Raw genomic sequence first — 12,776 nt, forward strand, 5'->3', positions numbered from 1 at the left:
GCTACGGGCTTGTGGGTCCCGGCGTGGTTGTGGATTGCGTCGGGATCGGGGTGGTGGGGAAGGTGCCGGTTGTCGGGAGAGGGCCGGTTGGGGAGGGTTGTGTTGGTTGGGTCTCACCGGGGGACTGGGTGCCTGTTGGGAAGCCGGTTGTCTGGGAGGTGGGCGTGCTCGACGGGGAACTCGGTGTCCCGGGGGTTGGGGTTCGGGTGGGGAAGGGGTTTTCTGGGGGTGGTGGGTAGATCTGGTAGACGCGGACGGTGCCCAGTTGGAAGCGGAGTTCGGTTAGTTTGTCGAGGTTTTTCGGTGGGGCGCTGACGCGTTCGTCGAGCAGGAGCCATTGGACGCCGTACGTCGTTCGCAGCGTCTCGATCAGCTGGCGGCTCGGGTTGCTGAACACCTCGTCGTTCAGGCGCAGCTCGTCCTGGTTCCAGTACGGGCCCTGCACGCCCGCGGGGTAGGTGTCGTCGACGCGTGCCTGGTACGCCCAGCCCTGCACGAGGACGCGGCGTTCGGCGTACCCGGCGATCCAGTACGAACCCGTACCGCAGTGCGACGCGCGCGCCTGGTGGCAGTGGATGTTCGTGGCGATCCGGTCGTTCGAGCCGGAGTTGCGCCGGATGAAGCGCGCCGCCTCGATCCCGCCAGGGGCGATCGACTCGTACGACGTCAGCGGCGGGTTCGCGAACCGCCGTACGGACGCCACCGTCGGGGACACCGTCGTACCGACCAGCACTGCCACCGCGATCACGGCCCAGGTACGCCGGGAACCGCGCAGGACCAGCCCGAAGACGCCGATGCCGAGCACCGCGATCACCAGCGCGACCGCGAGGCCCTGCCCGAAGCAGTCGTTCGACGTGCAGGTACGCGGCGTCTGGTGCCGGCCCCAGTAGATCGCGGCGACCCCGATCGCGCCCGCGATCCCGGCGATCCAGTACTGCCGGCGTTCGAGCGAACCCAGTCCCCAGGTCGCGAGCAGGACGCCGAACACGAACCCGGTCCGCACGAAGAACAGTTGGGTGTCCCCACGATCGGCCAGCAGCGAGGCGCCCAGTACCGCGGCCACGAACCCGGCCAGCAGGAACACCACCATCGGGTCCCGCGCCACCCGCCGCTTGATCAGCAACGCGCCGATCACCGGCATGGCCCAGCCGACGACGACCACGACCGCGATCACCGTGACCGCGGATCCACCGCCCATCCGATCCGCGAGGCTCTCGAACGTCGCGCCCGGATCGAACCGCACGCTCGACGCCGCGCCCCGCAGTACGAAGAAGAACGTCAACGTATAGGCCGCCGCGACGCCGATGCCGAGCACCAGCGCGCGCAGGTTCAGCCGGCCGCGACGAACCGTCAGATAGATCCAGGCCACCGCGAGCCCAGTCGCGTACACAGGCAACGTCGTCGCCTTCGTCAACGCCAACGCAGCGACCAGCACACCCGCCGCGACAAAGAGCCGGAACAACTCGGCCCGCGTCGTCCCCGCCCGCCGTCGCAACAGCACCGTCGTCACCGCGATCAACGGCAGCAGCAACACCGTCGAGAACGCCTGCGGCGGATTCGTCAGCCCACCGAGCGAGAACGGCCCGTCCGCGAACACCCGGTCCGACACGGCCCACGGCCAAGCCACGAGATCGCCACCAGCCACCACGAGCCCGGCAGCGATCGGAGCGGCGACCGCACGACCGGTGAGCAGCATCCCGACCGCAGCGGCCCCCAGCACGGTCAGCAGAATCCACGCGAACGGCGCCATCCGGTGCGTCAGTACGTCGAGCGGGATGCTGGTGATCCAGTGCGTGGACGCGATGTGGTCGTACGCCGCCCAGTGGCTCGTCAGCCACCCGCCGTCGGCGTACGGCACCTTCGGCGGGAAGTGGTGTGTGATCTCACCCGCCAGCGCGAGATTGTGCGGGGTGTCCGAGTTCGGCCGCAGTGCGTCCGGACCGTCGAGCGGGACGAGTTGCGAGCCGACGCGGACGAACCAGGCGGCCGCGACCCCGACCGCGACCATCATGCCGGCCATCGACCACCACGGCGTCGGCCGCTCCGGCAGTGTGCGTCGCGGCAGCGCCCGCCACATCCCGAACGCCAGCGCAGGCATCAGCAACGCCGCGAACGGCATCTTGAAGACCATCCCGAGCGGGTAGAGCAGCGCCTCGACGGCCAGCCCGAACGCCGTACCCAGGATCACGTCGGCCGACAACCAGCCGACACCGCCGGTCAGCCGCCGCCAGAACATCGTGCCCGGTATGACGATCACGACCAGCAGATAGCCGAGGTACGCGGCCGGCATCCACGGCGGGTGCTCCTGCAACGCCACGAACCACGCCAGTGGGAGCACGGGCAAGCTCACCAGCGCCGCGGTCCGCTTCCCGCGCCCGGGCGCGCGCCGCCTGCCCGCTCTGATCATCGCGCAAGTGTATGAGTCGGAGAAGATCGATCTGTGGCCGGTGAGGCGTTTACCGGTGGGAAGTTCACGTTTACACTCTGTAATCTCCCAGCCCCCGCAGCGTTCGGGAGGTTCGAATGGTCGTGCAGCACATCGCCGGCCTGCCGGTGGAGGAGGTCCTGCTGGCGGCGCTCGCCGCGGCGGGCCCGGTGATCGCCCTGATCGGCTGGGAGATCAGCAGCCGAATCAAACGCCTGAAAGCCCGGGTGCGTGGTCGGAGGAACGGAACGGACCCGATCGGGGACGCTAGGCTTCGGACTTATGAGTTCGGTGGATCGGAGTCGGGTCAGGGAGTTGATGGGTGAGGTGATGACGGCCCAGGGCCGGTCATTGCCGGCCGAGGACACGGCGGACCTGCGGGAGATCGGGTTCCGATCGCTGGACTTCTCCGAGCTGGCCCTCCGGGTGGAGGACGAGCTCGGCGACGAGCTGAACTTCGATGCCCCTGGGCTGCGCCGGATCGCGACGGTCGGCGACGTACTGGATTTCATCGAGCAACTCCAGTCAGCGTGAACACGCGGCGCCGCACCACCGCCTTGATCGGTGACGACAACACCGTCGTCGTCGCGGGCAAGCGCCTGACCTGGCGGACGCTGCGCAAACTTCCGCAACTGCCGTCGCCGGCGGCCGTCCTGGTCGACAACGGCGCCGACGCGCTCGCGGCTCTGCGCCATCATGCGGTGCACGGCACCGAGTTGCTGGTCGCGACCGAGTCCCGCGTCGACGAGCGCATGCGAGAGGAACTGGGTGAGTCCGGTTTCGCGATCGTCCTGCCCGATGGGGCAGTCACTCTCCCGCGACTGAAGCGGGTCGAGGAGTCCGGCCGGGCCTGGCTGCTCACCTCGGGCTCGACCGGCCGGCCGAAGCGCATCGGCCACACCCTGGAGTCGCTGACCACCGTCACCGCCGACCAGCCCCCGCGGACCTGGCTACTGCCGTACTCGCCCGGGACCTACGCCTGGTGGCAGGTCGTCACGCTCTCGCTGACCCAGGCCGATCAGGGTCTGGTCGTGATCGAGCCGCACGAGCTGGACGAATGGCCGAAGATCGCCGCCGAGCACGGCGTCACGGCAGCCTCCGGTACGCCGACCTTCTGGCGCCAGGCGATCTACCGCGACGCCGACGCGCTCGCCGGCGTACCGCTGGAGCAGATCACGCTCGGCGGCGAGCCCGTCGACCAGGCGATCCTCGACCAGCTCCGGGAGATCTTCCCGGCGTCGCGGATCTCCTGGATCTACGCGTCGTCGGAGGTCGGCGCCTCGATCGTGGTGCACGACGGCAAGGCCGGGTTCCCGCGGAGCTGGCTCGATCGCGACCCGCACCCGGAACGCCCGGTCCTGAGCGTCGAGGGCGACGAACTCGTCATCCGCTCACCGCACCACGGCGCCGGCCTGATCGGCCCGATCCACACCGGCGACCGGATCGAGTACGACGGGGACCGGGTGCTGATCACCGGCCGCCTGGACACCGACGAGATCAACGTCGGCGGGTCCAAGGTCTCGGCCGGCGTGGTCCGCAACGTGCTGATGGGGCACCCGGGGGTGTCCTGGGCGCGGGTCTTCGCCCGCAAGGCGCCGCTGGTCGGCCGGATGGTCGCGGCCGAGGTGGTCCCGAACCGGTCGCTCGGCCCGATCACGGACGCCGACCTGGTCCAGTGGTGTTCGACCCGGTTGCCGGACTACGGCGTACCGCGGCGGATCAAGTTCCTCGACCAGATCCCGCAGAAGGAAACCCTGAAGAGCGATGTCTGAAGCCCCCAGTACCGTCCCGCCGGCCTCGGTCGTGCTGGTGTCGGGCGGTTCCCGCGGTCTCGGTCTGGCGATCGTCACCGACCTGCTCACAGCAGGTCTCAAGGTCGCCGCGTTCGCCCGGACCGTCACACCGGAGCTGACCGCGCTCGGCGAGAAGTACCCGGACCACCTGCACTACGGCTCCGTCGACGTGAACGACAGCGCGGCCGGGCAGGCGTTCGTCAAGGCGGTCGAGAGCAAGCTTGGGCCGATCGATGCCTTGGTCAACAATGCGGCGATCGGCCAGGACTCGTTGCATGTGCACACGTCCGCCGACCACCTGGCCGAGATCATTCAGACGAATCTGACCTCGCCGCTGATCCTCACCCGCTTCGTCCTGCGCCGAATGCTCGCGAAGGGCCTGAAGGGCCGGATCGTGAACATCACCTCGATCTGCGCGCAACGCGGCTACCCCGGCCTGGTCGCGTACTCGGCCACCAAGGGCGGGATGGACGCGGCCACCCGTTCACTCGCGCGTGAACTCGGTGGCCGCATCCTCGCCAACGCCGTCGCACCGGGCTTCTTCGCCTCGGAGATGTCCGCGGTCCTCGGTCAGACCCAGCTCGACCAGATCGTCCGCCGGACCCCGACCGGTCACCTGACCGAGCCGGAAGACGTCCTTCCGGTCGTCCGCATGCTCCTGCTGGAGAACACGAACCTCAACGGCCAGGTGCTGGTGGTCGACGGCGCCGCTTCTATCTAGGCCGGCTTGATGTTCGCGTTCCGGTGGAAGATGTTCTCCGGGTCGTACGTCGCCTTGATCGCCGCCAGCCGGTCGTACTTCGCGCCGTACGACGCCCGCACCCGGTCGTCGACGTCGATGTCGCTGATCGCGTTCACGTAGCTCCCGATCCCGCGGCCGACCGGTACCGTCGCCGCCCAGAACGCGCGGGCCCACTCCCGGTCGCGCTCGAGCAGTTCGGGCGTCGGGCAGACCGCGATGATGAAGCCGGCGTACCCCGGCGCCCGGCTGCCGCTGAAGGCGGTGGCGTCGTCGGGCACCTCCGAGTAGGCGTTGTCGAGCCGGTACAGCAGCATCGCCGAACCCGGCGACTGCTTCAGCGGTACGTGCTCGGTGATCACCGCGATCGCCTCGTCGGTGAAGTCGTCGAGGTAGAAGCCCTTGTCGTAGGAGTGGAATCCCCAGCCGTTCGCCTCGTCGAGCATCTGCTGCAGCGCGACGTACGGCATCGGGGTCGCGAACTCGAACAGCGGCGGCAGTGCCGCGCGGATCTCCGCCATCACCGCGGCGTGCTCGTCGGCCGACCCGAAGCTCGGGATGATCAACGCGTACCCGGGCCGGAAGTGGTACTCCTCCGCCACGAACGGAGCCGGCGGAGCGCTGATCGCGCCGACCACCATGTTCACCTCGGGCGGCAGCTTCGCGATCACCTCGCGCGCCGTCCGCAGCACCTCGGCGCCCTTGTCCAGCTCCCAGAACATCAGGCCGAACTGGATCATCGGCGCGACCTCGTGCAGCCGGAACTCGAACTCGGTGACGACGCCGAAGTTCCCGCCACCGCCGCGAACGGCCCAGAACAGATCGGGATTCTCGTCGTCGGAGGCGCGCAGGATCCGGCCGTCCGCGGTGACGACCTCCACCGACAGCAGGTTGTCGATGCTGAGACCGAACTTCCGGCTCAACCAGCCCATCCCGCCGCCGAGGGTCAGACCGGCGACACCGGTGTGACTCACCATGCCGGCCGGGGTGGCCAGCCCGTACTCCTGCGCCGCCGCGTCCAGCTGGCCGAGCAACGCGCCGCCGGCCGCCCGGGCCTGGCGGGCCTCCGGGTCGACCGTGACCTCGTTCAGCTCGCTCAGGTCGATCATCAGCCCGCCGTCGACCGAGCTCATCCCGCTGATGCTGTGCGCGCCGCCACGGACCGCGATCTCGAGTCCGTGGTCGCGCGCGAACAGCACCGCCCGGCTGACGTCGGCCGCGCTCCGGCACCGGGCGATCACGGCCGGGTGCAGGTCCTGGTTCGCGTTCCACAGCCGCCGCGCGTCGTCGTACCCGTCGTCGTCCGGTCCGAGCACCGGTCCTTCGAATGTTTGTCGCAGATCGCCGATCCCACTGTCGGCCAGTTGAGTCATGACGAAGCCTCCCCCTGAGAGTTCCCCTCCAGGCAGGATCGTCCTGAAGTGGGGCTCAAAGCAACGGTTTGATGTTCTGATTCCGGTGGAACGCGTTGTCCGGGTCGTATTTCGCCTTTAATTGTTGAAGCCGCAGGTACTTGTCGCCGTACGCGGCCCGGATCCGGTCGTCGTCGCCTTCGGTCATTCCGTTGACGTAGCTGCCGATCCCGAGGGTGTGCGGTCGCAGCGCGTCCCAGAACGAGCGCACCCAGGCACGTTCCGCCGCGTACGGCTCCGGTGTCGGGCAGACGGCGACCATGACGATGGCGTACCGATCGGTCCGTCCGCCGCTGAACGCAGTGGCGTCGTCCGGCACCGCGGAGTAGGCGTGGTCGAGCCGGTACAGCAGGGAGATCGACAGCGGCGAGCTCTTCCGCGGGAACTGGTCGGTGATCACGTCGATCGCGCCGTCACTCAGGTCCTCGAGGTAGCTGCCCCGCTCGTAGCAGTACTGACCCCAGCGGTTCGGCTCGTCGAGCGTTTGCTGCAGGGCGACGTACGGCATCGGGCTCGCGAACTCGAACAGCGGCGGCAGCGCGGTCCGGATCCTCTCGAGCACTTCCCCGTGCTGCTCGGGCGAGCCGAAGCCGACCACGACCAGGCCGTAGCCCTGCTGGAAGTGATGCTGTTCAGGGACGAACGGCGCGGGCGGTGCGTTGAGACAGGCGATCACCACGTTGATCTCCGGCGGCAGCGCCGGAATCAGTTCCCGCGCGAGCCGCAGTACGTCGGCGCCTTGCTCGAGGCCCCAGAACTGCAGGCCGTACTGCACCATCGGCCCCGCCTCGTGCAGCCGGAACTCGAACTCGGTCACGACCCCGAAGTTGCCTCCTCCGCCGCGGACGGCCCAGAACAGGTCCGGGTTCTCGTCCTCGGCCGCGCGCAGAATGCTGCCGTCGGCGGTGACAATCCGGACCGACTCCAGGTTGTCGATGCTCAACCCGAACTTCCGGGTCAGCCAACCCATTCCACCGCCGAGCGTGAGCCCGCCGACCCCCGTGTGACTGATCATTCCGGCCGGTACGGCGAGACCGTGCGCCTGCGTGGCCGCGTCGAGGTCAGCCAGCTTCGCGCCGCCGCCGACCCGCGCCCGGCGGGTTTCCGGGTCGACCGTGACCGTGTTCAGCAAACTCAGATCGATCATCAGGCCGTCGTCCACCGACGACGCCCCGGACAGGCTGTGCGAGCCGCCGCGCACCGCGAGCTCCAGTCCCTGGGCAACCCCGAACCGGACGGCGGCCTGCACGTCCTCGGCCGTCCGCGGTTGCGCGATCACGGCCGGCCGCCGGTCGTGCGCGGCGTTCCACAACCGCCGCAAGTCGTCGTAGCCGTCCTCGCCCGGTGTGATCACGCGGCCGCTGAGGGCCGCACGCAATTCGTCGAAATCCGTCATTCCGTTTCCTCCCCGATTGTGCTGTTGCCAGGCTAGGGAGCGGCGTCGGCGGTGACAGCGGACCTTCGGGCAGACCTTCGGGCGACGAAGTTGTCCACAGGGCGAGCGAACTCCGTTTGGGTCGAAGGACACCGACTGTCAGACTCGTCCGCGTGACAGATCAGGAAATCCTGCGGCTGCTGCCGATCGCGGCGGCCGCAGTGGCCGTCGGCGACGACCGCGCGGACGCCCAGCTGGCCAGGCTGGGGGCGTACGACGAGGTCGACCAGGCGAGTGTGGATCGTTGCCTGCAAGGATTTCTGAACGCGCTGGTCCGCGGCGCCTGGGAGCGTGGCTGGGCGCCGGCTGACGTGGTCCAGCACGGCCGCCGCACGCTGGAGGCCGGCGTCGAGCCGTTGCTGCTGGCAGCGATCTCGGCCGAACACCGCGGCTACCGGCCCTCCACGATCGACCCCAACTGGCTCGGCCAACTGACAGATCTCGGCGTTCCGCAGCCCTTCACCGAGCTGAGCCTGACCGCCTGGGCCGCCGGCGCCCGCGTCGGCCGCTACCTCACGCTGCATCACGCCTTGTCCCTGGCCGGTTTCCTGCAGACTCTGCCGGTCCTGGCCCGGCTCTACCCCCTGCCCGGTACGACGGTCCGCCGCGCGCAGCCCGCCGTACCGGCGAACGGGAAGATGCTGGCGCGGATCCGGGGTCTGCTCGCGAAGGCGGAGGCGACCGAGTTCCCGGACGAGGCGGAAGCGCTGTCCGGCAAGGCGCAGGAGCTGATGGCGAAGTTTTCGCTGGACAGTGCCCTGGTGGAGGCGGAGGTGCAGATCCCGGACGATTCGGCCGGCCGGCGGTTGTGGGTCGAGACGCCGTACGTCTCGGCGAAGGCGCAGTTGGTCGGCGCGGTCGCCGCGGCGAACCGGTGCCGCACTGTCGTGATCGACGACCTGGCCGTCGTCACCATCGTCGGCGCCGAGGTGGACCTGCAGCACACCGAGATCCTCAGCACCTCCCTGCTGGTGCAGGCGAATCGCGCGATGCTTGCCGCTGGCAAACACATCGGCCACCGGGGCGAGTCCCGGACGCGCTCCTTCCGGCAGTCGTTCCTGATGGCCTACGCGCAGCGGATCGGTGAGCGCCTGGAGCAGACTGCCGCGGCGACCCAGGCCGCCGTACCCGAAGCGGCGGCGGACCGTCTCCTGCCGGTGCTGGCGAAGCGCGAGGAGCAGGTCGACGCGTTGTTCGCCCAGCTGTTCCCGAACACGACCACCCGGCGGACCCGCATCACCAACGGCGCCGGGTGGAACGCGGGCGTCACGGCCGCCGACCAGGCCCAGCTCGAGGGTCGCCGGCAGGTGCGCCGGTGAAGGTCGAGGAGACCGCGATCCCCGGCGTACTGCGGATCGAGCAGGAGCTGCAGCCGAACCCGGACGGATGGTTCAAGGAGAACTTCCACCGCGAGAAGCTGGCCGAGCTCGGGATGGACGTCGTACAGCACAACGTCGCGTACTTCGAAACGGCAGGGATCGTCCGCGGGATTCACGCGGAGCCCTGGGACAAGTACTTGTCGCCGTCGTCCGGGCGGGTGTTCGTCGCGATCGTCGACCTCCGCTCCGGTGACGGCTTCGGCCAAATGGAGACGTTCGAGCTGGGTACGTCGGATGCGCTCTACGTGCCCCGTGACGTCGGGAACTCGTTCTGCACGCTGACGCCGCACACGACGTACAACTTCCTGGTGAACGAGCACTGGTCGCCGGAGCGGACCGCCGTGGACCTGTTCGATCCGGAGCTGGCGATCGCGTGGCCGCTCGAGCAGCTCAAGTACACCGAGCGGGACGCCGGGAACCCATCGCTGGCGGAGCTCAGGAGGCAGCGGGCCTGAGCCCGCAGAGCACGATGTCGAGCAGGCGGTGGGCCTGCTCGGGCTCGATGTCGCGGCCCATGTTGATCCCGCCGACGAGCCGCATGACGTCCATCAGGTCCACGTCGGCGCGGACCTCGCCCGCGGCCTTCGCCTTGTCCAGCAGGAGATGCCCGGCCTCCTGCACGTTCGCCTTGCAGATCTGGAAGAACGGCGATTCCTTGCCCAGCGCAACGGTCAGCTCGCCGGCCAGGCTGCCCTTGGACAGCCCGTACCCGAGGAAGCTGCGCAGCCACGCCGCCAGCGCCTCGAACGGCTCCAGCTCCCGGGCGAAGTCGTACGCGCGGTCGCAGACGGACTGGATCTCGTCGACGTAGACCGCCTCGAGCAGCGCGGTCCGGCTCGGGAACCGGCGGTACAGCGTGCCGATGCCGACGCCGGCGCGGCGAGCGATCTCCTCGAGTGAGGTGTCGGTGCCGTGCTCGGCGAACGTCTCCCGCGCGGCCGTCACCAGGCGGTCGTAGTTCCGGGCCGCGTCCGCACGGGTCGGCCGTGCGCACGGCAAGGGTTGTGGCGCCATCCAGCCTCCTCGCAGCGTCCGCCCAACATATCGCTTGCAAAGCGGAGGATGCCTCCGTATCGTATCCGGAGGAGCGCTCCGCTTTTCTCTCACAACTGTAGCCCCTCCGGGGTAAGGAGCAATATGTCGGCAACATCCACGGCGCCAGGCGCCGGCTCCGGCGCGCCTGCTCGGCGTCCGGGGGTAGTTCTCGCGGTCATCCTGGTCACCCAGTTGATGGTCATCCTCGACGGCACCGTGGTGAACATCGCGATGCCGCACATCCAGCAGGCCCTGCACTTCAGCCCGTCCAGCCTGTCGTGGGTGCAGAACGCCTACGCGCTCGCGTTCGGCGGCCTGCTCCTGCTCGGCGCCCGCGCCGGGGACCTGCTCGGACGCCGCCGCGTGTTCATCACCGGTATCACCGTCTTCACGCTCGCCTCGCTGCTCGGCGGGCTCGCACCGAACGCCGAACTGCTGCTCGCCGCGCGCGTGCTGCAGGGTATCGGCGGCGCCATCGCGGCTCCGGCCGCACTGACCCTGCTCATGCTCACCTACCGCGAAGGTCCCGAGCGGATGAAGGCACTCGGCTACTACAGCCTCGTGTCGTCCGGCGGCGGCAGCGTCGGCCTGGTGCTCGGCGGCATGCTGACGGACTGGGTGTCCTGGCGCTGGGGTCTGTTCATCAACGTCCCGATCGGTATCGCGCTGGTCTTCGCGGCCCGTCGTGTGCTGACCGAGACCGAGCCGGAGACCGGCCGGTTCGACGTGGCCGGCGCGCTCACCTCGACGCTGGGCATCACCTCGCTCGTGTTCGGGTTCATCCGGGTCGCCGAGAAGGGCTGGTCGTCGCCCGAGGTGCTGGTCGCGTTCGCGGTCGGTGTCGTGCTGCTGGTCTCGTTCGTGCTGATCGAGCGGCGCGTCAGCCACCCGATCGTTCCGCTGCGGCTCTTCCGGTCGCCGGTGCGTTCGGCGTCGTACCTGACCATGCTGCTGGTGGTCGGCACGATGTTCGGGATGTTCTTCTTCCTCACGCAGTACCTGCAGGGCGTGCTCGCGCTGAGCCCGCTCACGGCCGGCCTGGCGTTCCTGCCGCTCACCGGTCTGCTGTTCACCGCGTCGCGGATCGTGCCGAAGCTGGTCGCCCGGATCGACGGCGGGAAGCTGCTGCTGGCCGGGTCCACGCTGGTCGCGCTCGGTACGGTCTGGCTGACGCGGCTCGACGCGCACAGCACGTACCTGCACGACGTGGTCGGTCCGATGCTGCTGTTCGGAGCGGGCGCCGGGATGATCTTCATCCCGCTGGTCGGCCGTGCCATCGCGGGTGTCGCGCCGGAGGACTCGGGCGCCGCGTCCGGCATGCTGAACGTGGTCCAGCAGGTCGGCGGCGCGCTCGGCCTGGGCATCCTCGTCACGGTCTTCGGTACGGCGAGCCGCAACTCGACGGCGACAGCGCCCCGGGAGGTCCTGGTGGACGGCGTACATGCCGCGTTCATCGGGGCGCTCGTCTACGCGGCGGTGAGCCTGGCGATGATCGTCTTCACCGTCCAGCCGTGGAAGTGGTTCCGCGGCGCGCCGGAGCCGGTCGAGACCCCGGCGGTCGTGGACTCACACGTCTGACTTGATCGGTAGCGCGTAGCTGGTGAACTTGTTGTGAGTGGTGAAACCGAGGTTCTCGTACAGGCCGAGCGCACCGGTCGGGTTGTCGGCGTCCACGCCGAGCGCAGCCCGCTGGTACCCGGCCTGTGCGGCCTCGGTCAGCACCTTCGCGATCGTCGCGCGGGCCAGACCGCGGCCGCGGTACGCACGCCGCGTGCCGACCTGGCCGATGTACAGCTCCCGCACCCCGGTCGCCTCGGTGTCCGCCTCCCACTCGTAGCCGTTGACGTACGCCGCGACGGTCTCCCCGTCGAGCACCAGGTACGACTGCGCGCTGCGGAACGCCCGCGATCCGACGTTCCGGGATCGCCAGACCTCCGGCTTCGGCGGGGCCCAGCCCCAGTGGTCGGAGAAGGCCTCGAAGTGGGCCAGCCGTAGTGCCTCCTCGTACGACGGGTCGTACGACGTCAGCCGCAGCCCGTCGGCGATCGACGCCTCGGGCACGGACTGGTCGAGCGGCCGCCGCATGTCGAAGAAGAACCGCTCGGCCTTGAAACCGAGGCCTTCCAGGAGGCTGATCGCGCTGACGTTGCTGCTGCTCGTTCCGGCGCCGACCTGGCCGGGGAACTCCGGGTGGGTGGCGGCGTGCAGCTCGCCGGCGCGATGGATCAGCCACTGCATCAGCGTCGTACCGAGGCCGCGCCGGCGCCACTCCGGGTCGATGGTGCCCTCGGCGCGCACCCGGTCGACGTCCACCACGGACGGCGAGACGTGGGCGATGCCGTAGCCGATCATCCGGCCGTCGGCCCACAGGCTGATGCTGTTCCTGGTCAGGTCGAGGCCGGGTCTGTCCAGCTGTTCGGCGAGATCGTCCGCGCTGAAGTTCTCGCCCTCCTGGTCGACCTTCTCCTTGGCAGCGGTCAACGCCGCCCATGCCTCGACGTCGCCCTTGTCGATCGGACGCGCCTGGATCCCCTCCGGCCAGTTCATGGCTCGACGGT

At 69.3% G+C, this 12,776-nt stretch carries 12 protein-coding genes; 7 read left to right on the forward strand and 5 right to left on the reverse strand.

Translation table 11 applies throughout. From position 1 onward, the window contains the following. Position 1: 1 nt before the first annotated feature. Entirely contained in the window at positions 2-2,407 is a 2,406-nt protein-coding gene (locus E0H92_RS35270; protein ID WP_202873992.1) for a hypothetical protein, read from the reverse strand. A 122-nt stretch (positions 2,408-2,529) separates the two neighbouring features. On the opposite strand from E0H92_RS35270, the gene E0H92_RS35275 reads away from it, so the two are divergent. The 4 genes from E0H92_RS35275 to E0H92_RS35290 are packed head-to-tail and all read left to right on the forward strand — an operon-like array spanning position 2,530 to position 4,939. Then, positions 2,530-2,751: a hypothetical protein gene (locus tag E0H92_RS35275; RefSeq protein WP_165550156.1), complete on the forward strand. Its 222-nt coding sequence runs from the start codon at positions 2,530-2,532 to the stop codon at positions 2,749-2,751. Then, entirely contained in the window at positions 2,744-2,959 is a 216-nt protein-coding gene (locus tag E0H92_RS35280; RefSeq protein ID WP_238153254.1) for an acyl carrier protein, read from the forward strand. The genes E0H92_RS35275 and E0H92_RS35280 overlap by 8 nt, the downstream gene beginning before the upstream one ends. Next, positions 2,956-4,197, forward strand: coding sequence for an AMP-binding protein (locus tag E0H92_RS35285; RefSeq protein WP_131499304.1), 1,242 nt, complete (start codon positions 2,956-2,958; stop codon positions 4,195-4,197). Before E0H92_RS35280 ends, E0H92_RS35285 begins: the two co-directional genes overlap by 4 nt. Continuing rightward, the gene (locus tag E0H92_RS35290) at positions 4,190-4,939 is read left to right on the forward strand and encodes an SDR family NAD(P)-dependent oxidoreductase (RefSeq protein ID WP_131499305.1); all 750 of its coding nucleotides are present in this window, start codon (positions 4,190-4,192) and stop codon (positions 4,937-4,939) included. The genes E0H92_RS35285 and E0H92_RS35290 overlap by 8 nt, the downstream gene beginning before the upstream one ends. Here E0H92_RS35290 and E0H92_RS35295 read toward each other — a convergent pair. Continuing rightward, complete coding sequence (locus tag E0H92_RS35295; RefSeq protein ID WP_131499306.1) at positions 4,936-6,330, reverse strand: FAD-binding oxidoreductase; 1,395 nt, start codon at positions 6,328-6,330, stop codon at positions 4,936-4,938. The genes E0H92_RS35290 and E0H92_RS35295 overlap by 4 nt on opposite strands. A gap of 55 nt (positions 6,331-6,385) precedes the next feature. After that, positions 6,386-7,765 (reverse strand): FAD-binding oxidoreductase, encoded by a 1,380-nt coding sequence (locus tag E0H92_RS35300; RefSeq protein ID WP_131499307.1) that lies wholly within the window; start codon positions 7,763-7,765, stop codon positions 6,386-6,388. 152 nt (positions 7,766-7,917) lie between these two features. Between E0H92_RS35300 and E0H92_RS35305 the strand changes: the two genes are divergently transcribed. Next, the gene (locus E0H92_RS35305; protein ID WP_238173735.1) at positions 7,918-9,123 is read left to right on the forward strand and encodes a DUF2786 domain-containing protein; all 1,206 of its coding nucleotides are present in this window, start codon (positions 7,918-7,920) and stop codon (positions 9,121-9,123) included. After that, positions 9,120-9,638 (forward strand): dTDP-4-dehydrorhamnose 3,5-epimerase family protein, encoded by a 519-nt coding sequence (locus E0H92_RS35310; protein WP_131499309.1) that lies wholly within the window; start codon positions 9,120-9,122, stop codon positions 9,636-9,638. Before E0H92_RS35305 ends, E0H92_RS35310 begins: the two co-directional genes overlap by 4 nt. Here the strand turns inward: E0H92_RS35310 and E0H92_RS35315 are convergent. Further along, on the reverse strand, positions 9,619-10,197 hold the full coding sequence (locus E0H92_RS35315) for a TetR/AcrR family transcriptional regulator (RefSeq protein WP_131466657.1): 579 nt from the start codon (positions 10,195-10,197) through the stop codon (positions 9,619-9,621). The genes E0H92_RS35310 and E0H92_RS35315 overlap by 20 nt on opposite strands. A 123-nt stretch (positions 10,198-10,320) precedes the next feature. Here E0H92_RS35315 and E0H92_RS35320 point away from each other — a divergent pair, with 123 nt between their 5' ends. Beyond that, positions 10,321-11,796, forward strand: a complete 1,476-nt coding sequence (locus E0H92_RS35320; protein ID WP_131466656.1) for an MFS transporter — start codon at positions 10,321-10,323, stop codon at positions 11,794-11,796. On the opposite strand, the gene E0H92_RS35325 is transcribed toward E0H92_RS35320, so the two are convergent. Then, positions 11,785-12,765: a GNAT family N-acetyltransferase gene (locus E0H92_RS35325; protein WP_131466655.1), complete on the reverse strand. Its 981-nt coding sequence runs from the start codon at positions 12,763-12,765 to the stop codon at positions 11,785-11,787. The two genes, E0H92_RS35320 and E0H92_RS35325, sit on opposite strands and share 12 nt — an antisense overlap. Positions 12,766-12,776: the final 11 nt, after the last annotated feature.

Source organism: Kribbella speibonae (assembly GCF_004331375.1).
GTDB classification, from domain to species: domain Bacteria; phylum Actinomycetota; class Actinomycetes; order Propionibacteriales; family Kribbellaceae; genus Kribbella; species Kribbella sindirgiensis.

Bases quoted from the DNA above. Each gene is read 5' to 3' on its own strand.
- E0H92_RS35270 (WP_202873992.1), bottom strand. From the start codon at position 2,407: ATGATCAGAGCGGGCAGGCGGCGCGCGCCCGGGCGCGGGAAGCGGACC.
- E0H92_RS35280 (WP_238153254.1), top strand. From the start codon at position 2,744: ATGGGTGAGGTGATGACGGCCCAGGGCCGGTCATTGCCGGCCGAGGAC.
- E0H92_RS35290 (WP_131499305.1), top strand. From the start codon at position 4,190: ATGTCTGAAGCCCCCAGTACCGTCCCGCCGGCCTCGGTCGTGCTGGTG.
- E0H92_RS35295 (WP_131499306.1), bottom strand. From the start codon at position 6,330: ATGACTCAACTGGCCGACAGTGGGATCGGCGATCTGCGACAAACATTC.
- E0H92_RS35300 (WP_131499307.1), bottom strand. From the start codon at position 7,765: ATGACGGATTTCGACGAATTGCGTGCGGCCCTCAGCGGCCGCGTGATC.
- E0H92_RS35315 (WP_131466657.1), bottom strand. From the start codon at position 10,197: ATGGCGCCACAACCCTTGCCGTGCGCACGGCCGACCCGTGCGGACGCG.
- E0H92_RS35320 (WP_131466656.1), top strand. From the start codon at position 10,321: ATGTCGGCAACATCCACGGCGCCAGGCGCCGGCTCCGGCGCGCCTGCT.
- E0H92_RS35325 (WP_131466655.1), bottom strand. From the start codon at position 12,765: ATGAACTGGCCGGAGGGGATCCAGGCGCGTCCGATCGACAAGGGCGAC.